The organism is Chloroflexus sp. (genome assembly GCF_034435895.1).
Lineage (GTDB): Bacteria > Chloroflexota > Chloroflexia > Chloroflexales > Chloroflexaceae > Chloroflexus.
Genome location: NZ_DAOTWH010000021.1, coordinates 20,671 through 35,806 on the forward strand (window position 1 = coordinate 20,671; position 15,136 = coordinate 35,806).

Sequence of the window (15,136 nt, forward strand, 5' to 3'; positions counted from 1 at the left end):
GGTGAAATGATAGCCTGCACGCAATGGTCTGTCAATGAATATGAATGAGGGCATAACGGAAATGCTATTTGTGCTCGGCGGAAAGGGAGGATTAGGCAATGCGCTGCATAGCCCCAACCTGCCCTCGTTATGGGTTCACCCCCTGTGATCGCATTGCATTTGACAAGGTTTATTGGCATGACAACCCTCACCGCTCATTACGCGCATGAGCTGACATAGCCCCAACTGTTGACACTGGTCTGGGGACGATGGCTGGTCAGCCTCGCCTTCCGCATGGTCTATCCACTGTTGGGGTTTTTGGCTACCGGCTTTGCGGTTGATCTGACCACCGCCAGCCTGTTGATCACGGTTCAAGTAGCGGCGTCGCTGCTGAGCCCGCTGGGAGGGATACTGAGTGATAGCATCGGCGAGCGGGCCACGATGATTTGGGGCGGGGTCATCTTTACGATCGGCGCGGCTCTTTGTGCGCTGAGCGCCGCCTTTATCCCGTGTCTGTTCGGGTATGCGGTGATTGGACTGGCCATCGCGGTGGGCATGCCGGCGCTGCAAAGCTACGTTAGCGCGCGCAGCCGCTACGAACGCTGCGCGCAGATGCTCGGCGTACTGCTGATCACGTGGGGCGCGGAACGATGGGGGATCGCGCCGATCTTTGCCAGCTTGACCATAGCTGGCGTCGTGATGGTCATATCGTGTATCATGTTACCGAACGATGCCCAACCGCCAACCCGCCAACCGCACCAGCCAGCATCTACAAATCAGCTCTGGCATCTCTTACGGCAACCGAGCATTCTGGCTGCGTTGGGGTTCATCTTCATCCAAATTAGCTGCGGTTGAACTGATCTTTGTCAGTTATGCCGGTTGGCTGAGCAGCGCATTTAGTGCCACAACCGCCGAGCTTGGATTCGTCTTCGGATTGCTGGGCGTGGTTGAATTGATGGGGTCGCTTGGCGCCACCCTCTTCACTGACCGGATCGACAAGCGCCGAGCGATATTGGCGGATTTTTGCTCGTCGGCGTCTGGCTGCTGCTCTTGCCGCAGAGCGGATCGTGGCCGGTCTTTTTGGCCCTGCTGTTGGCATTTGATCTGTGCTTCGAGTTTGCGATCGTCTCGACCTTCCCGCTCATAAGCGGCCTCAGCGCGCAGCGGCGCGGCGCGCTGCGCGCGCTAATGACCGCTTGCATCGGCGGGGGGCGGATTGTTGGTTCACTGGCCGGGCCATGGATCAGCACAACCACCGGCTATCCTATCACTAGCACAATTGCCGGCATACTGGTGTTGATCGGGTTTGGGAGCGGAGTTCTCTTCATAAAGGAGGGTGATGCCTGACAAAACGCCGTGTAACCAACACTCCTGCGGGTGCATCTGATAGATAGCAATTGCAATGATTATGGCGTGAAAGGAAACACACCAATGGCTCTGATGCAGGAAAAAGATCGCAAGGCAGTGCGGGAGGCGTTCGCTGGTCTGAACCGTCCAGTTGAGCTCGTGCTGTTTACGTCGGAAGAGAGCGGCGAATACAGCGATGTTACCCACGAGCTGCTACAAGAAGTGGTAGCCCTCAACCCGCTGCTGCGCTTGAGCGTATATGATTTGGACAAAAACGGCGCGTATGCCGCCGAGCTAGGCGTTGACAAAGCGCCCGGGATCGTCTTTTTGGTTGGGGAAGAACGAAAAAATCACGGCCTGCGCTTCGCCGGCTTGCCCAGCGGCTACGAGTTTGCCTCGCTGATCGAGGCGATTCGCTTGGCTGGCGGCGCCACCCAGCCTGATCTGCAGCCGGCGACGATGGAATTGCTGGACACGATCAAGGCGCCGATGCACTTGCAGGTGTTTGTGACGCCGACCTGCCCCTACTGCCCGCGGGCAGTGGTGATGGCCTACCGGCTGGCGCTGGCCAACCCATACATTACCGCCGAGGGCATTGAAGTGACCGAATTCCCTGAACTCGGCGATCGCTATGCGGTGATGGGCGTGCCGAAGACGGTGATCGACGATTTGGTGCATATCGAAGGCGCCGTGCCAGAGGGGATGATGGCCAACAAACTGCGCGAGGCGATTGTCGCCGCGGCGTAATGCGTCGTTGGGTGCCCGGTCGGCGGCGCTACAGAACTGCCATCGTAGACGTGATATACTGAATCTATGCCATCACGTCTACGATGGAGGAACTGTTGTGCCGGGACCAATTATTGACCTCTCACTCTATGACGATGAACAGGCCTTGCTCGCCGGCTTGCGCCGCGGCGACCCTGATGCCTGCACCTGTTTTGTCAAACGCTTTGCGCCGCTGGTCTACGCGCGCGCACTGCACCTGCTCGGCGACGCCGACGATGCCGAGAACGTCTTGCAGACGACGTTCATCAAAGCATGCGCGGCGCTGCCGGAATATACTGGCGCTGGCAGCTTAAGCAGTTGGCTCTACCGGATCGCCTCAAACGAAGGGTTGATGCTGCTGCGCCAAAAGCGACCGCAAGTCGCGCTCGATGCGGTTGGCGAACTGGCGCCGGACGAGACGGCGTTGCCTCATAAAACGACATGGGCGATCGATCCGGCGCAGAACGTGCTCGATGGCGAATTACGGCGCGAGATTGCGCAGGCGATTGCCGAATTGCCTGATGCGTTACGGGCCGTGATTGTGCTGCGCGACATCGAGCAACTCAGCACGGAAGAGACCGCCGAGCGGCTCGGCATTAGCCCCGGCGCAGTAAAGGTGCGGCTGCACCGCGCCCGTCTGCGGTTGCGTGAAGCGCTAGCGCGCTATGTCGAAGCGTCGAGTAACAATAGATAAGGACGACGCCACTCTCGCCCGCTTGCGCTGGGATCAGCTCGGCAACGCAGAGGTTGCCCCAACCGCGAGGATGCCAATGGAACGTAACGATCACGATCACTGCCTCGACCTGATTGATCGCTTGAACGACTACCTTGATGGCGAACTCAGCGCCGCTTCGCGCGCCGAGTTGGAAGAGCATCTGCGCCAATGCCCCGAATGCCAAGAGTTGCTGGCGTCGTTACAACAGACGGTCGACTGGCTGCACCATCTTGACGATCTGCCGCCGCCATTGCCGCCCGCTCTCGAAGATCGGCTCATTCACCAGATGCGGCAACAGATGCAATTCAGACAGCATTAGCGGCCATAGTGGGTAATCAGTAATTGGCGAAACGCATAGGCCACCGGCGAGAGCGGGCGCGCCGCGCGCCACAGCAGCCGTAACGTGCGGCGCAGGGGCCGGTCGGTGATCGGGATGGGATGCAGCGCCCCCACCTCTTGTTCGGCAGTGATGGTGTAGAGGGGCAAAATCGTCAGCCCCGTGCCGATCATCACCATTCGCTTGATCGACTCAAGGTTATCAAGTTCGGCAATAACGCGCGGCGTGAGCGATTGTTCGCGCAATGCCTGCTCGAGCCACGCACGGGTTTGGCTGTTCGGCTGGCGCATCACCATCGGCTGGCCGGCCAACTCGCTCAGATGCACCTCCGCGCGCCCCCACCACGGATGGCGCCGGCCTACAATCACGTATTGATCAAACTCGCGTAACGGCTGCTGCTGAATATCGGTGTCAGCGTCATCGAGTTCACCCTCAATCGCGCCCAAATCGAGCATACCAAAGCGTAATTCGGCCACAATCGCCGGCGACGTGCCGGTTTGTGAGCTTACGGCGAGGTTGGGATAACGCTGGCCAAACATCTGCACCCATTCGGGCAACAGATAGGCGCTGACGCCGGGGGTAACGCCGATCGTCAACTGGCCGGCCCGCAAACCAGCGACATCAGTGACGGTCAGCTCGGCCTCGGCCACGATCCGAAAGATGCTTTCGCAATATGACAGCAACCGCTGCCCAGCCGGCGTCAACTCCACCCCGCGCCGGCCTCGAGCGAACAACTCGGTGCCCAGCGCATCTTCGAGCGCGCGAATATGTTGGCTTACTCCCGATTGGGTCATGTGCAATTGCTCAGCCGCCTTGCTGAGGCTGCCGGCAGCCACCACGCGGGTGAAGATATCGAGTTTGTACAGATCGAGCATCGTTGCTCTCCCGGTTTGAAGCTATCTTGTGATACACCACGAAAGCTGTCGCAATCGTTTGCAACGATCATCCCGCTATTGGCATCCCAGCGCACCACCGCTAGGGGGCTAGCCACGTTCATTCTTTTGCGTAATGATCATCCATCACGACAGCTATAAGTTTGCACTAAGAGATAGTATAAGCAAGATCCGGCTTCTGCCAAGGGGCTAATTTTGTTATCCTGTGTACAAACAATCCCAACACTCTCGACAAGCGGTTGGCGCCAACGCTGCGAAAGGGTAATGTTGCCCCTTCCAAGGCGATGCAAGAACAGTGAAAAGAAAGGAACGAGAGCGATGTTGCTGAAGTACTTCTACGATGAGATGCTAGCGCAGGCTTCTTACCTCGTCGGGTGCGCCAAGACCGGCGAGGCGATGGTCATCGACCCCATGCGTGATGTCGAGCCGTATTTGCGGGCAGCGGCGAAGGAAGGCTTGCAGATTACCCACGTGGCCGAGACCCACATTCATGCTGACTTTGTGAGCGGGGTGCGCGAATTGGCGGCTCGCACCGGCGCGCAGATGTATCTGAGCGACATGGGCGACGAGAATTGGAAATATGCCTACCCCGAAGTGAGCAAAGCGGTTTTGGTCAAAGATGGCGACACGTGGATGGTCGGCAACATTAAAGTGCAGGTTATTGCCACTCCCGGCCACACCCCTGAGCATATCGCATTCATGATTACCGACACGGCGGGCGCTGACCAGCCGATGGGCATTTTCACCGGCGACTTCCTCTTTGTTGGCGACGTGGGCCGACCTGACCTGCTGGAAGAGGCAGCGGGCATTGTCGGCACCAAAGAGCCGGGAGCGCGCCGGCAATTCCATTCGGTGCAGCGGTTCAAGTCATTGCCCGATTACTTGCAGGTGTGGCCGGCGCACGGTTCGGGCAGCGCCTGCGGCAAGGCATTAGGTGCGATCCCGTCGAGCACGCTTGGTTACGAGAAGCGGTTCAATCCGGCGTTCCAATTTGACGACGAAGATGCATTTGTGAAGTGGCTGCTGCACGGCCAGCCTGAGCCGCCGCGCTATTTCGCCCGCATGAAGCACGTGAACAAGGTCGGGCCAGCGCTGTTGCGCGATCTGGCTACGCCGGTCGAGATTGAGCGACCGGTGCTCGATAAGGCCATCGCCGAGGGTGCGATCGTGTTCGACCTGCGCAGCGCCGCTGAATTTGTCGCCGGTCACGTGCCGGGCAGCATCAGCGTACCGATCCGCAAGATGTACAGCAGCTACGTGGGTTGGTTCGTTGACTTCACCAAGCCGACGTACCTCGTGGTGCCGGATGACGCCGATATGACCGAGATTTTGAAGGATTTGCGAGCAATTGGCGTTGATGATATTCCGGGGTATGTGCCGGCATCGGCGCTGGGTGGCAATCTGGCCCAACTGCCCACCGCGACAGTGGAAGACCTTAGCGCCGCGCTAGCCGGCCAATCGGCGGTCATCCTCGACATGCGCAACCTGACCGAATATGAAGAGATCCGCCTACCCGGCGCGCTGCACATCCCGGTCGGCTACCTGCCGCGTCGATTGAATGAAATTCCGCGCGACAAGCCGATTATCGCCCATTGCGCTACTGGCTACCGCTCGCAAGTCGGCACGAGCTTACTGCGCCGCCTTGGCTTCACCAATGTTGCCACACTCGTTGACCCGCAAGGCACATGGCGCAAATTGGCCGAACCGGTAGCAGTCTGACCCTTCACGACCGCCCCCACGGCAGGCAATGGTTATCCTGCCGTGGGGTGAAGCAATCCATCGCGAGTGATTGGCTTTGCTCGCCAGTGAGCGGGCTCAACACGCAGGAAGGGCTATGACACACACGCAAACGAATGGGACGCCAACCGCCGAGATGCAGGCGCTCGATAACGGTCACATCGCCGAGCTGTTGACCCAAATGATGGAGCGGATGGATCGGCTCGAGCAGCATCTGGCGAAGGTAAACACGCTGGCCGACGAGGCGCCGGCATTATTGGCCATGGCGACCGATACCGTTGACGGGTTGTATCGCGATGCAGCGAGCGCTGGCGTCGATATTGACGAGCGGTTGAAGGTGGGGTTGCATGCGCTGGAGCGGCTGACCGAACCGGCGACGCTGCGCGCACTGGCTGGGTTGAGCGAGCAACTCGTCACTCTCGAACAACTGGCTCGCCAAGCGCCCGGTTTTGCCGCAATGACGGTTGACATGATCGACGAGCTGTACGCTGCGGTGAGCAAGCAAGGCGTCGATATCGAAGGCACAATCCGCCAAGGCTTGGCCGCGCTGCGCAACCTCCTGACCTTGATGCAATCGGAAGAGGTCAAGGCGCTGATGAGCTCAGGCGTGCTCGATCCGAAGACCTTGCAAGTGATGGGAGCCGCAGCGCACGCGCTGGTGAGCGCGCAACGCGAGCCGCGCCGGGCCGGGCCAATGGCGCTGTTTGGTGCGCTCTTTAACCGTGACGTGCAACGCTCACTCGGCTTTGCGCTCAATTTCGCTGAACGGTTTGGGCAGAAGCTGCCGGGGTAAGTCAGGGATAAGCTGCTCCTTACGCGCATTAGAAGCACTAACCGGCGGCCAACGAGCCGCTGAGACGACAGAGAGGGAATTACTATGGCCAAGAGCCACTATCAAGTCGTAATCGCCGGCGGTGGCACTGCTGGCTTGACTGTTGCCGCCCAACTAATGGATCAGCCGAATCCGCCAGAGATTGCGCTGATTGAGCCTTCAACAGTTCACTACTACCAGCCATTGTGGACGCTCGTCGGCGGCGGGGTCTTCCCACGCGAACAATCAGCCCGGCCCGAAGCTGACTACATTCCGCCGGGGGTGACGTGGATCAAAGAGAAGGTCACCGCGTTCGACCCAGATAATAGCAGCTTGACTCTCAGCAATGGCGAGACGATCACGTATGACTTTCTAGTGGTATCGCTCGGCATTCAGATCGACTGGGGCAAGATTAAGGGCTTGCCGGAGACGCTGGGCAAGAATGGCGTCTGCTCGAACTATTCGTACGATACAGTCGAGTACACGTGGCAGAACATCCGCACCTTCCGCGGCGGCAATGCTGTGTTTACCCACCCCAGCACGCCGATCAAGTGCGGCGGCGCGCCACAGAAGATCGTCTATCTGGCCGACGACTACTTCCGCCGGTCGGGGGTGCGCCAGCAGACCCAGCTCAATTTCTACCACGCTGGCGCGGCAATCTTCGCGGTGAAGAAGTATGCCGATGCCTTGAATCGGGTCGTGGCGCGGAAGGGAATCAACGTTCACTTCCAGCATGACCTGATCGAAGTGCGCGGCGAAGCGCGTGAAGCAGTCTTCCTTAACCTTGCCACCCGCGAGACGGTGACAGTTAATTTTGATATGCTCCATGTCTCGCCGCCGCAGAGTGCGCCGGATGTGATTAAGAGCAGTAAGTTGGCCAATAGCGGCGGCTGGGTGGAAGTTGACCAATACACACTCCAGCACAAGCGCTATCTTAACGTCTTCAGCCTTGGCGACTGCTCGAGTTTACCGACCTCGAAGACAGGAGCAGCGATCCGCAAGCAAGCGCCGGTGGTAGTGGCTAATCTGATGGCCGCCATCGCGAAAGAGACGTTGCCTGCGGCTTACGACGGCTACACCTCGTGCCCGTTGGTGACCGGTTACGGCAGCCTAATCTTGGCCGAGTTCGACTATACGAACCAGCCCAAGGAGAGCTTCCCGTTCGACCAGTCGCAAGAGCGCTACAGCATGTACGCGCTGAAGGCGTATGGCTTGCCAGCGATGTATTGGAACGGCATGTTGCGCGGACGCATGTGAGGGCACAGCACGCTGTGCCCGTACAAGGGCAGAGCGCGCTAGGCTTATCCGAGGGCAGAGCGCGCCACGATAGAGGATATTTTCCTGATCTCCTCCCTCCCCACATAGAGACGGCCTAATGGGCCGTCTCTATGTGGTTTAATAGCGTTGATCGCTGACCGAAATGCGCAAGAGCAAGCCAACAATCAAAAAGTTGATAATAATCGACGAACCGCCATACGAGATAAACGGAAGCGTAATGCCGGTGAGCGGGAAGAGGCGAAGATTGCCGCCCAAGATGATCAACGACTGCACGGCAATAATCGAGGTCAGCCCCACCACCAACAACTGCTCGAAACCGCGGAAGCGACCGGGAATGGCTAGCGCCAGATGGTAGCCGCGGAAGATGAGCAGCAGATAGGCAATCAAGACGGCCAGCGTACCGGCCAAGCCCATTTCCTCGCCGATCGCCACAAAGATAAAGTCGGTATGCACGGCAGGCACGTATTCGGGCACACCGCGCCCCAAGCCGGCGCCAAAGACGCCCCCCGAAGCTAGCGCGTAGATAGCTTGCACGATCTGGTAGCCCGACCCTTGGGCCGTTGCCCACGGATCGAGCCAGACCGACACGCGCAAGCCAACGATTGGCAAGAACCGGTAGAGCAGGTAAGCGCCGCCGGCAAAGGCAGCCATCCCTACCATCACGTATAGGCCGCTGCCGGTGGCCACGTACAGCATAGCCAGAAAGATGCCGAAAAGCAGCAGCGCGGCGCCCAAATCGCGCTGAAAGACGATAGTCAGCATCGCAATGCCCCACATCCCGACCAGCGGCGCTAAGTAGGGCAACGGCGGCAGTTTTAGCGGGCCAAGCCGGTAATTTGACTGCACCACCTCGCGGTATTCGTTGAGGTAGGAAGCCATGAAGATGACGAGAATGATTTTGAGCAATTCCGACGGCTGAAAGTAAAAGAAACCCAAATTGAACCAGACTCGCACCCCGCTGGCGTTGGGATCGACCCCGAAGATGAAGGTTGCTAAAATCAGCAGCAGGCCGAGTGATAGCCAGAGATAGCGGTAGTGATCGAGCACATCAATGAACGAGAGGCGGAACAGCCTGATGCAGATGCGATCGAGCGGCGTGAAGAGGATCGCCGCCATAATCATCGCTCCGAGCGTCACCCACAACGTCTGCTTAGCGGCGATCCCTTCGTAGCACGGGAACCGCTCGCCAGCGGCATTGCTGCAAAAAGCGATCTGGTTCAAGCCCGGCTCGAGCCGCGCGGTCATCATGAGACTCAGACCGGCCAGCAACGCAACCAGCGGCAAAATCAACTGGTCAGCGGTCGGACTGCGCCACGACAGACCAAGTGAAATCGCGACGAAGAGCAGCAACGGCAGGCTGGAGGGCCAGAGGATGCTAACCAACCCGCTGAGGGTGGTCTGCAACTCGCTCTGGCCAGTAGCAACTACCACCAGCAGATAGCCGGCGGCAAAGAAGAGCAGCACCGTCACCAGCAATTGCAATTCGACAGTGCGTAAACGGCGGAGCTGGATCAAGGCAGCGCGTAAGGTTGCCATAGATAATCCTGAGTCAACAGAGTGGCGCCTTGATTTTATATCAAATTGGCCAATTCGACTCGCGCTCGCAATGGAAACCGGCCCGCTCGAGCGACTCGATCACCGCTTGGGCATGGTCTTCATCGCGCACCTCAAGGATCAGCTCGACACCGGCGCGATCGATCGGCACCCGCCACATCCCGCGGCGGTGGAAGAGATCCATCACACTAGCGCCGGTGGAAGCGACATGGTTCACCAACGCCGCCAAGCCACCCGGACGGTCGTCAACACTGGTGCGCAGCAAGAGGTAGCGGCCCTGCCGCACCAACGCAAACTCGATCACGCGCATGAGCAGGTTGGCGTCGATATTACCGCCACAGAGCACGGTGGCGGTGACTTGATTTGGTTGCACCTGCGCCTTCCCGCTGAGCAGGGCCGCCACCCCGGCTGCGCCGGCTCCCTCGACGACCAGCCGGCTATGTTGCAGCACATGGGCAATCGCCATCACAATCTCTTCATCGTCAACCGTCACCACTTCATCAACCAACGCCTGAATCATGGGCAGGGTCAACTCGCCGGGACGTTTGACGGCAATACCGTCGGCGATAGTATGGACCGCCGGCGCAGTAACTGGATGGCCAGTGGCGAGGGAAGCGGGCACTGGCGCGCAGCCGGCGGCTTGCACGCCAACAATCCGCACGTGGGGCAGAAGGGTCTTGACAGCGAGCGCAATCCCGCTAATCAGGCCGCCGCCGCCAATCGGCACCACCAACTGGTGCAGATCGGGCAGCGCTTCGACCAACTCTAGCCCGATAGTACCCTGCCCGGCAATCACTCGTGGATGATCGAAGGCGTGAACATAGGTCAAGCCGCGTTCTTCCTTAAGCGCATAGGCATAAGCCACCGCATCATCGAACGTAGGCCCATGCAAAATAACCTCGGCGCCAAGGCGACGGGTAGCGACCACCTTGGTCAACGGGGCGCGTTCGGGCATGACAATCGTGGCCTTCACCCCCAGCAACTGGGCCGCTTGCGCCACACCTTGGGCATGGTTGCCGGCGGAAGGGGCAATCACCCCGCGAGCCTGCTCTGCGGGAGAAAGATGGACAATCGTGTTATAGGCGCCGCGGATCTTAAACGAACCACTCTGTTGGGTATTTTCGGCCTTGTAAAAGATCGGCCCGCCCAACTCGGCGCTCAGGCGGGTCGCCGGCAACACCGGCGTGGGCAAAATGATATTGCGCAGTGCGCGCCGCGCGGCCTGAATATCGGCCAACTCAATCGCAAATCGGCTCATGGAACGTCGTTGCTCCTCTTGCATTCAATCGCCCTCATTGGCGACATCATCATTCAAGCTCAAGATTCCCTTGAGGATCTCGTTTGAAGTACATTGGGGCATCATCGACTGTTATGCAGAAATGTTCATCTGTTATCGCAAACTTGATAGGAGAAAACGACATTGGCGCATCGTTTAACACATGAAGTATTGGCAGCTTAACATACTTCTCAATAAACCTATTCATTATATCACCAGCGGCTTGCGCAAGGTGCTGCCAAACAGCTTCACCGATATACACCATGCCTTGTTCGCGCCGAAAGGCTTCAGTTAAAGCTTCAAGCTAGGGATTAGGGGTAGGATCAAACACAATGAGCACTGGAACATATCCACTCATCCGGCAATCTACTGGGAAATCGTTCTCCGCTTGCCATCTTCCTTGCCCAGAGGCTGCGATTGTCACCCGCATTTTGATCTCATAGGCAAACTTATCGCGAATACAATCGACTTGCCGACCACGCGAAGGATCGCGATGGCGCCGGATCGGACTCTTTGCGGCGCTTAACGAGACACCGCCAATAGCGTTAGCGATAACTGGCTCAAATAGATAGCCAGTCTCTTGCGCAGCACAATTATCAAGGTCATACAACCATTTTCGCCAGAGCAAGAAAGCGGCCAACGCAGAAGGAGTCATTTGACCGTACTGCAACAACGCACGCGGCCCTATCTGATCAAGAGTAGGGAGAGGTTGATACGAGACAATGCGCGCATACTTGAGGCGACTTTTGTGCAAGGCAGCAAGGCACACAAAGTAGGTATCGGCGTCGGGTATCAGAGAGACAAGACGCTCGAATAAGGGTATGAACTCTATCTGAGGCAGTGAAAGACGTTCAAGATCCGGATCAGAGAAAAACTCAGGTAGTGACACCGCTTCTAGTTCCGGAAATTTATCGAGGATTTCTAAATCGCGAATGATAGTAGCGACCAGAAAACTACAGACCGGATCACTTAACTCAACTCCAAGTGTACCGCCACCTGCCGCCCGTACACGGGCAATGAGCGCTTTTTGCGCTTGAGTCAAAGCCATAGTGATAACTGCTCCTGCACACAATACGACTGAAAATAACGATTTCGGATCAGCGAATCGACTCGTTGCAATACTGGAATCATCCCCGTTCTATTGGATGAACGAATTCCATCAAGGCTCCCGAAGTGATGGTACTAGCGGGCTGATCAAAACGTAAACGGCGCAAACCAAATGGCGCACCGCCACGCCGTTCGGAAGGCATCCCATCGCGCACCCGCCGGAAGGCGCGCCGGCGATAGCTTTCGTGCCATAACGATACTGGTAAGTCCTTCATTGATTGTCCGGGTTGTAAAAGAGTAATGCGTTGTTGATCCAATGGCGACAGCTCACGCACCACGTGGCCCTGTGGCTCACCCGGGGCACAAGCGCCGGCGGCGGCAAATCTGCAAGCGCATCTGACAATGTGGGGCAAAGCGGTAAATGGTGAAACGCATTGGCTGCCCCTAGCGCACCAAAGGCTTGATACGTTGGCGGCAGGAAGGTTGGATCCCACCCAAATCCTCCGAGCACAATAATGCGCTTGCGATTCTGAGGAACACCATAATTAGCCGCATTCACCTTACGCAATGGATACGATAGCCGGATTCAATGAGTGGATCTAATAGATCAAGTAATAAATTACCGTTATCTATCGTTAAAAATTCTTCAACATTTTCAAACACAAAAGCATTTGGTTTTATTTTAGCAACCAAGTTAGCAAATACTCTAATCAGGGAATTTCTTTGATCATGCAATCGACGTAAACCGGCTGAAGAGAAGCCTTGACAGGGTGGCCCACCAATAACAACATCTGCGTATGGCAGATCCGTTTGGTTAGTAATATTAAAGCAATGAACATGATCACCTAAATTTAATTGATATGTTCTGACAGCATACTGATCATGATCAGCCGCTAGAACACATGTAAATCCAGTTCTATGAAGCCAAGTGAAAAACCGCCTGCACCGCAAAAGAGATCAATAAAGGTAAACCCTGACATATCAGCAACCCCAATACAATGAAAACGATCATTCCACGAAGTTTTATGACATAATTGCCACCCGATGCTAAACTTTATAATGCAATGAGCCAGCCTGTAAAAAATGAAACGAAAATGGTTAGTATACAGGGACAACTGCATAGCATTGCCCTGCACACTCACAAAGACCAGAAAGCCCTCCCGATGCTCATCACTAATCCTCGCCGGCAATGATTTCTTGGGCATTGGCCGCCCGCGCCGCCAGCACGCGGAAGCGCATTGCCGTCTCGCGGTCGCGAGCGTGCTCGGCGGCGCGCATGAGCACGCCGAGCGCCAACTGCAACCGGCGTAACTCTTCGCGGTCGCCGGCCAATTGTAAGCGAGCCAGCTCTTGCTCGCAATACTGGGCAATTTGATCAATCGTCAGCATCGCCAACCTCCTCGTACCCTTTACCCTTGCGCCTTGCTTGGCTGTCATTGTACCATTGGCAGGAAATAGGGAGCAGGGAATAGGCAGTAGGGAAGAAATAGAACGTTCTGGGGAAGAGAGCAGTACTCGCTGATCTTACCCCTATGTCACCATCTCCCCACTCACTACTCCCCATACTGAAAGGAGCGCCCTCGATGCCGATGAGCATTGCCGAACTGACCGATGCGATCAACCGGTTTGTGACCGACAAAGGCTGGTACGCGCCGGAGAGCGTCTTCCCGCAGACGCCGCGTAACATTGCGATTTCGGTGGCGGTGGAAGCCGCCGAGATCCTCGAACATTTTCAGTTTCAGGATGAGCCGCGCAACCGCGAGGCGCTGGCGGGCGAGCTGGCCGATGTCGCCAACTATCTGTTCCAACTGGCTTACCTGCTCGATATTGATCTCGAACAGGCGATTCTCGCCAAGCTGGCCGAGAATTACGGCCGCACGTGGGAGGGATAGCGGTTGTTCGCACCCTCTTTCACAATCGTGTAACCGTGACGTAACGACGGGCGTTATAATGTATTCTACCTGTTAAATATTTAGACCGTGCTCGTCACGTTCAACGAGGAAACCGGAGAAACGCACATGGATCGTGCCGAACAGATCAAGCAAATTGCCGAGAGTTGGAACTCGCCCCGTTTTGCCGGCATTGTGCGCCCGTACACGCCGGAAGAAGTTTACCGGTTGCGCGGGTCAGTGCAGATCGAGTACACGCTGGCGCGGATGGGGGCCGAACGCTTGTGGGACTTGTTGCATACTGAGCCGTACATCAACGCGCTGGGCGCGTTGACGGGCAATCAAGCGATGCAACAGGTGAAGGCCGGGTTGAAAGCGATCTATCTGAGCGGATGGCAAGTGGCGGCTGATGCCAACCTTGCCGGGCAGATGTACCCCGATCAGAGCCTCTATCCGGCGAATTCGGGGCCGCAGTTGGTGCGTAACATCAACAATGCGCTGCGGCGCGCCGACCAGATCTATCACAGCGAAGGGCGCGACGATATTTACTGGTTTGCGCCGATTGTGGCTGACGCCGAAGCCGGTTTTGGCGGCCCGCTCAACGTGTTTGAGATTATGAAGGCCTATATCGAGGCCGGCGCGGCGGGCGTGCATTTTGAGGATCAGCTTGCTGCCGAAAAGAAGTGCGGTCACATGGGTGGCAAGGTGCTCATCCCGACGCAGGCCGCGATCCGCAATTTGGTGGCGGCCCGGCTGGCCGCCGATGTGATGGGGGTGCCGACGATCATCATCGCCCGCACCGACGCCAATGCGGCAACGCTGCTGACCAGCGATGTCGATGAGCGCGACCGGCCTTTCTGCACCGGCGAGCGCACCAGCGAGGGCTTCTACCGGGTGCGAGCCGGCCTTGATCAAGCGATCGCGCGCGGCTTGGCTTACGCGCCCTACGCCGACCTGATCTGGTGCGAAACGAGCGAGCCGAACCTCGAAGAGGCGCGCCGCTTCGCCGAGGCCATTCACGCTCAGTTCCCCGGCAAGCTGCTGGCCTACAACTGCTCGCCGTCGTTCAACTGGAAGAAGAAGCTCGACGACGCGACGATTGCCGCCTTCCAGCGCGAATTGGGCGCGATGGGCTACAAGTTCCAGTTTGTGACGCTGGCCGGCTTCCACGCGCTCAACTACAGCATGTTCGAGCTGGCGCGCAACTACCGCGATCGCGGGATGGCTGCCTACAGCGAACTGCAACAGGCCGAGTTCGCCGCCGAAGCTTACGGCTATACGGCAACCCGCCACCAGCGCGAGGTGGGTACTGGCTACTTCGATGATGTGGCGCAGGTGATCGCCGGCGGTGAGAGCAGCACCACGGCGCTGACCGGCAGCACCGAGGAAGAGCAGTTCCATTAGAAGGCCCGCACTGCTGCTTTTAAAGGCGGATATCTGCCCAGAACCCGGCCCTAAAGGGCCGGGCTATGGTTACGAAGCCCGCTGCGCGGGCTGCTGGCCCTCGC

At 57.7% G+C, this 15,136-nt stretch carries 16 protein-coding genes; 10 read left to right on the forward strand and 6 right to left on the reverse strand.

Annotated features, from left to right (window positions below; all coding sequences use genetic code 11):
* Nucleotides 1-228: 228 nt before the first annotated feature.
* The 5 genes from U9R81_RS01175 to U9R81_RS01195 all read left to right on the forward strand — a co-directional run bounded on the left by U9R81_RS01175 (nucleotide 229) and on the right by U9R81_RS01195 (nucleotide 3,125).
* Nucleotides 229-834 (forward strand): MFS transporter, encoded by a 606-nt coding sequence (locus U9R81_RS01175; RefSeq protein WP_322493713.1) that lies wholly within the window; start codon nucleotides 229-231, stop codon nucleotides 832-834.
* 168 nt (nucleotides 835-1,002) lie between these two features.
* Nucleotides 1,003-1,326 carry a hypothetical protein gene (locus U9R81_RS01180; RefSeq protein WP_322493714.1) on the forward strand — a complete coding sequence of 108 codons (324 nt, stop codon included), beginning with the start codon at nucleotides 1,003-1,005 and terminating at the stop codon, nucleotides 1,324-1,326.
* Nucleotides 1,327-1,410: 84 nt separating this feature from the next.
* Nucleotides 1,411-2,073: a protein disulfide oxidoreductase gene (gene pdo / locus U9R81_RS01185; RefSeq protein ID WP_322493715.1), complete on the forward strand. Its 663-nt coding sequence runs from the start codon at nucleotides 1,411-1,413 to the stop codon at nucleotides 2,071-2,073.
* A 97-nt stretch (nucleotides 2,074-2,170) separates the two neighbouring features.
* Nucleotides 2,171-2,785: an RNA polymerase sigma factor gene (locus tag U9R81_RS01190; protein ID WP_322493716.1), complete on the forward strand. Its 615-nt coding sequence runs from the start codon at nucleotides 2,171-2,173 to the stop codon at nucleotides 2,783-2,785.
* Nucleotides 2,786-2,861: 76 nt separating this feature from the next.
* The gene (locus tag U9R81_RS01195) at nucleotides 2,862-3,125 is read left to right on the forward strand and encodes an anti-sigma factor family protein (RefSeq protein WP_322493717.1); all 264 of its coding nucleotides are present in this window, start codon (nucleotides 2,862-2,864) and stop codon (nucleotides 3,123-3,125) included.
* Here the strand turns inward: U9R81_RS01195 and U9R81_RS01200 are convergent.
* Nucleotides 3,122-4,018 (reverse strand): LysR family transcriptional regulator, encoded by an 897-nt coding sequence (locus U9R81_RS01200; RefSeq protein ID WP_322493718.1) that lies wholly within the window; start codon nucleotides 4,016-4,018, stop codon nucleotides 3,122-3,124. The two genes, U9R81_RS01195 and U9R81_RS01200, sit on opposite strands and share 4 nt — an antisense overlap.
* A 336-nt stretch (nucleotides 4,019-4,354) precedes the next feature.
* On the opposite strand from U9R81_RS01200, the gene U9R81_RS01205 reads away from it, so the two are divergent.
* The 3 genes from U9R81_RS01205 (at nucleotide 4,355) to U9R81_RS01215 (ending at nucleotide 7,841) form a co-directional block, all read left to right on the forward strand.
* Nucleotides 4,355-5,755, forward strand: a complete 1,401-nt coding sequence (locus tag U9R81_RS01205) for an MBL fold metallo-hydrolase (RefSeq protein ID WP_322493719.1) — start codon at nucleotides 4,355-4,357, stop codon at nucleotides 5,753-5,755.
* A 115-nt stretch (nucleotides 5,756-5,870) separates the two neighbouring features.
* Nucleotides 5,871-6,566 (forward strand): DUF1641 domain-containing protein, encoded by a 696-nt coding sequence (locus U9R81_RS01210; protein ID WP_322493720.1) that lies wholly within the window; start codon nucleotides 5,871-5,873, stop codon nucleotides 6,564-6,566.
* 84 nt (nucleotides 6,567-6,650) lie between these two features.
* On the forward strand, nucleotides 6,651-7,841 hold the full coding sequence (locus U9R81_RS01215) for an FAD/NAD(P)-binding oxidoreductase (protein WP_322493721.1): 1,191 nt from the start codon (nucleotides 6,651-6,653) through the stop codon (nucleotides 7,839-7,841).
* 138 nt (nucleotides 7,842-7,979) lie between these two features.
* Here U9R81_RS01215 and U9R81_RS01220 read toward each other — a convergent pair whose 3' ends face one another.
* The 5 genes from U9R81_RS01220 to U9R81_RS01235 all read right to left on the reverse strand — a co-directional run bounded on the left by U9R81_RS01220 (nucleotide 7,980) and on the right by U9R81_RS01235 (nucleotide 13,128).
* Nucleotides 7,980-9,398 carry an FtsW/RodA/SpoVE family cell cycle protein gene (locus U9R81_RS01220; RefSeq protein ID WP_322493722.1) on the reverse strand — a complete coding sequence of 473 codons (1,419 nt, stop codon included), beginning with the start codon at nucleotides 9,396-9,398 and terminating at the stop codon, nucleotides 7,980-7,982.
* A 40-nt stretch (nucleotides 9,399-9,438) separates the two neighbouring features.
* Nucleotides 9,439-10,674 carry a threonine ammonia-lyase gene (gene ilvA, locus U9R81_RS01225; RefSeq protein ID WP_322493723.1) on the reverse strand — a complete coding sequence of 412 codons (1,236 nt, stop codon included), beginning with the start codon at nucleotides 10,672-10,674 and terminating at the stop codon, nucleotides 9,439-9,441.
* 322 nt (nucleotides 10,675-10,996) lie between these two features.
* The gene (locus U9R81_RS01230; RefSeq protein ID WP_322493724.1) at nucleotides 10,997-11,740 is read right to left on the reverse strand and encodes a hypothetical protein; all 744 of its coding nucleotides are present in this window, start codon (nucleotides 11,738-11,740) and stop codon (nucleotides 10,997-10,999) included.
* 554 nt (nucleotides 11,741-12,294) lie between these two features.
* Complete coding sequence (locus tag U9R81_RS19990; protein ID WP_416180925.1) at nucleotides 12,295-12,690, reverse strand: DNA cytosine methyltransferase; 396 nt, start codon at nucleotides 12,688-12,690, stop codon at nucleotides 12,295-12,297.
* Nucleotides 12,691-12,912: 222 nt separating this feature from the next.
* A complete protein-coding gene (locus U9R81_RS01235) occupies nucleotides 12,913-13,128 on the reverse strand; it encodes a hypothetical protein (RefSeq protein ID WP_298406930.1) in 216 nt (71 codons plus the stop codon).
* A gap of 194 nt (nucleotides 13,129-13,322) precedes the next feature.
* On the opposite strand from U9R81_RS01235, the gene U9R81_RS01240 reads away from it, so the two are divergent.
* Nucleotides 13,323-13,631, forward strand: a complete 309-nt coding sequence (locus tag U9R81_RS01240) for a nucleotide pyrophosphohydrolase (RefSeq protein ID WP_322493725.1) — start codon at nucleotides 13,323-13,325, stop codon at nucleotides 13,629-13,631.
* Nucleotides 13,632-13,757: 126 nt separating this feature from the next.
* Nucleotides 13,758-15,032, forward strand: a complete 1,275-nt coding sequence (aceA, locus tag U9R81_RS01245; RefSeq protein ID WP_322493726.1) for an isocitrate lyase — start codon at nucleotides 13,758-13,760, stop codon at nucleotides 15,030-15,032.
* Nucleotides 15,033-15,136: the final 104 nt, after the last annotated feature.

Coding starts and splice junctions, on each gene's coding strand:
- U9R81_RS01230 (WP_322493724.1), bottom strand. CDS start 11,740: ATGGCTTTGACTCAAGCGCAAAAAGCGCTCATTGCCCGTGTACGGGCG.
- U9R81_RS01220 (WP_322493722.1), bottom strand. CDS start 9,398: ATGGCAACCTTACGCGCTGCCTTGATCCAGCTCCGCCGTTTACGCACT.
- U9R81_RS01215 (WP_322493721.1), top strand. CDS start 6,651: ATGGCCAAGAGCCACTATCAAGTCGTAATCGCCGGCGGTGGCACTGCT.
- U9R81_RS01240 (WP_322493725.1), top strand. CDS start 13,323: ATGCCGATGAGCATTGCCGAACTGACCGATGCGATCAACCGGTTTGTG.
- U9R81_RS01205 (WP_322493719.1), top strand. CDS start 4,355: ATGTTGCTGAAGTACTTCTACGATGAGATGCTAGCGCAGGCTTCTTAC.
- U9R81_RS01210 (WP_322493720.1), top strand. CDS start 5,871: ATGACACACACGCAAACGAATGGGACGCCAACCGCCGAGATGCAGGCG.
- U9R81_RS01195 (WP_322493717.1), top strand. CDS start 2,862: ATGGAACGTAACGATCACGATCACTGCCTCGACCTGATTGATCGCTTG.
- pdo (WP_322493715.1), top strand. CDS start 1,411: ATGGCTCTGATGCAGGAAAAAGATCGCAAGGCAGTGCGGGAGGCGTTC.
- aceA (WP_322493726.1), top strand. CDS start 13,758: ATGGATCGTGCCGAACAGATCAAGCAAATTGCCGAGAGTTGGAACTCG.
- U9R81_RS01235 (WP_298406930.1), bottom strand. CDS start 13,128: ATGCTGACGATTGATCAAATTGCCCAGTATTGCGAGCAAGAGCTGGCT.
- U9R81_RS01200 (WP_322493718.1), bottom strand. CDS start 4,018: ATGCTCGATCTGTACAAACTCGATATCTTCACCCGCGTGGTGGCTGCC.
- ilvA (WP_322493723.1), bottom strand. CDS start 10,674: ATGAGCCGATTTGCGATTGAGTTGGCCGATATTCAGGCCGCGCGGCGC.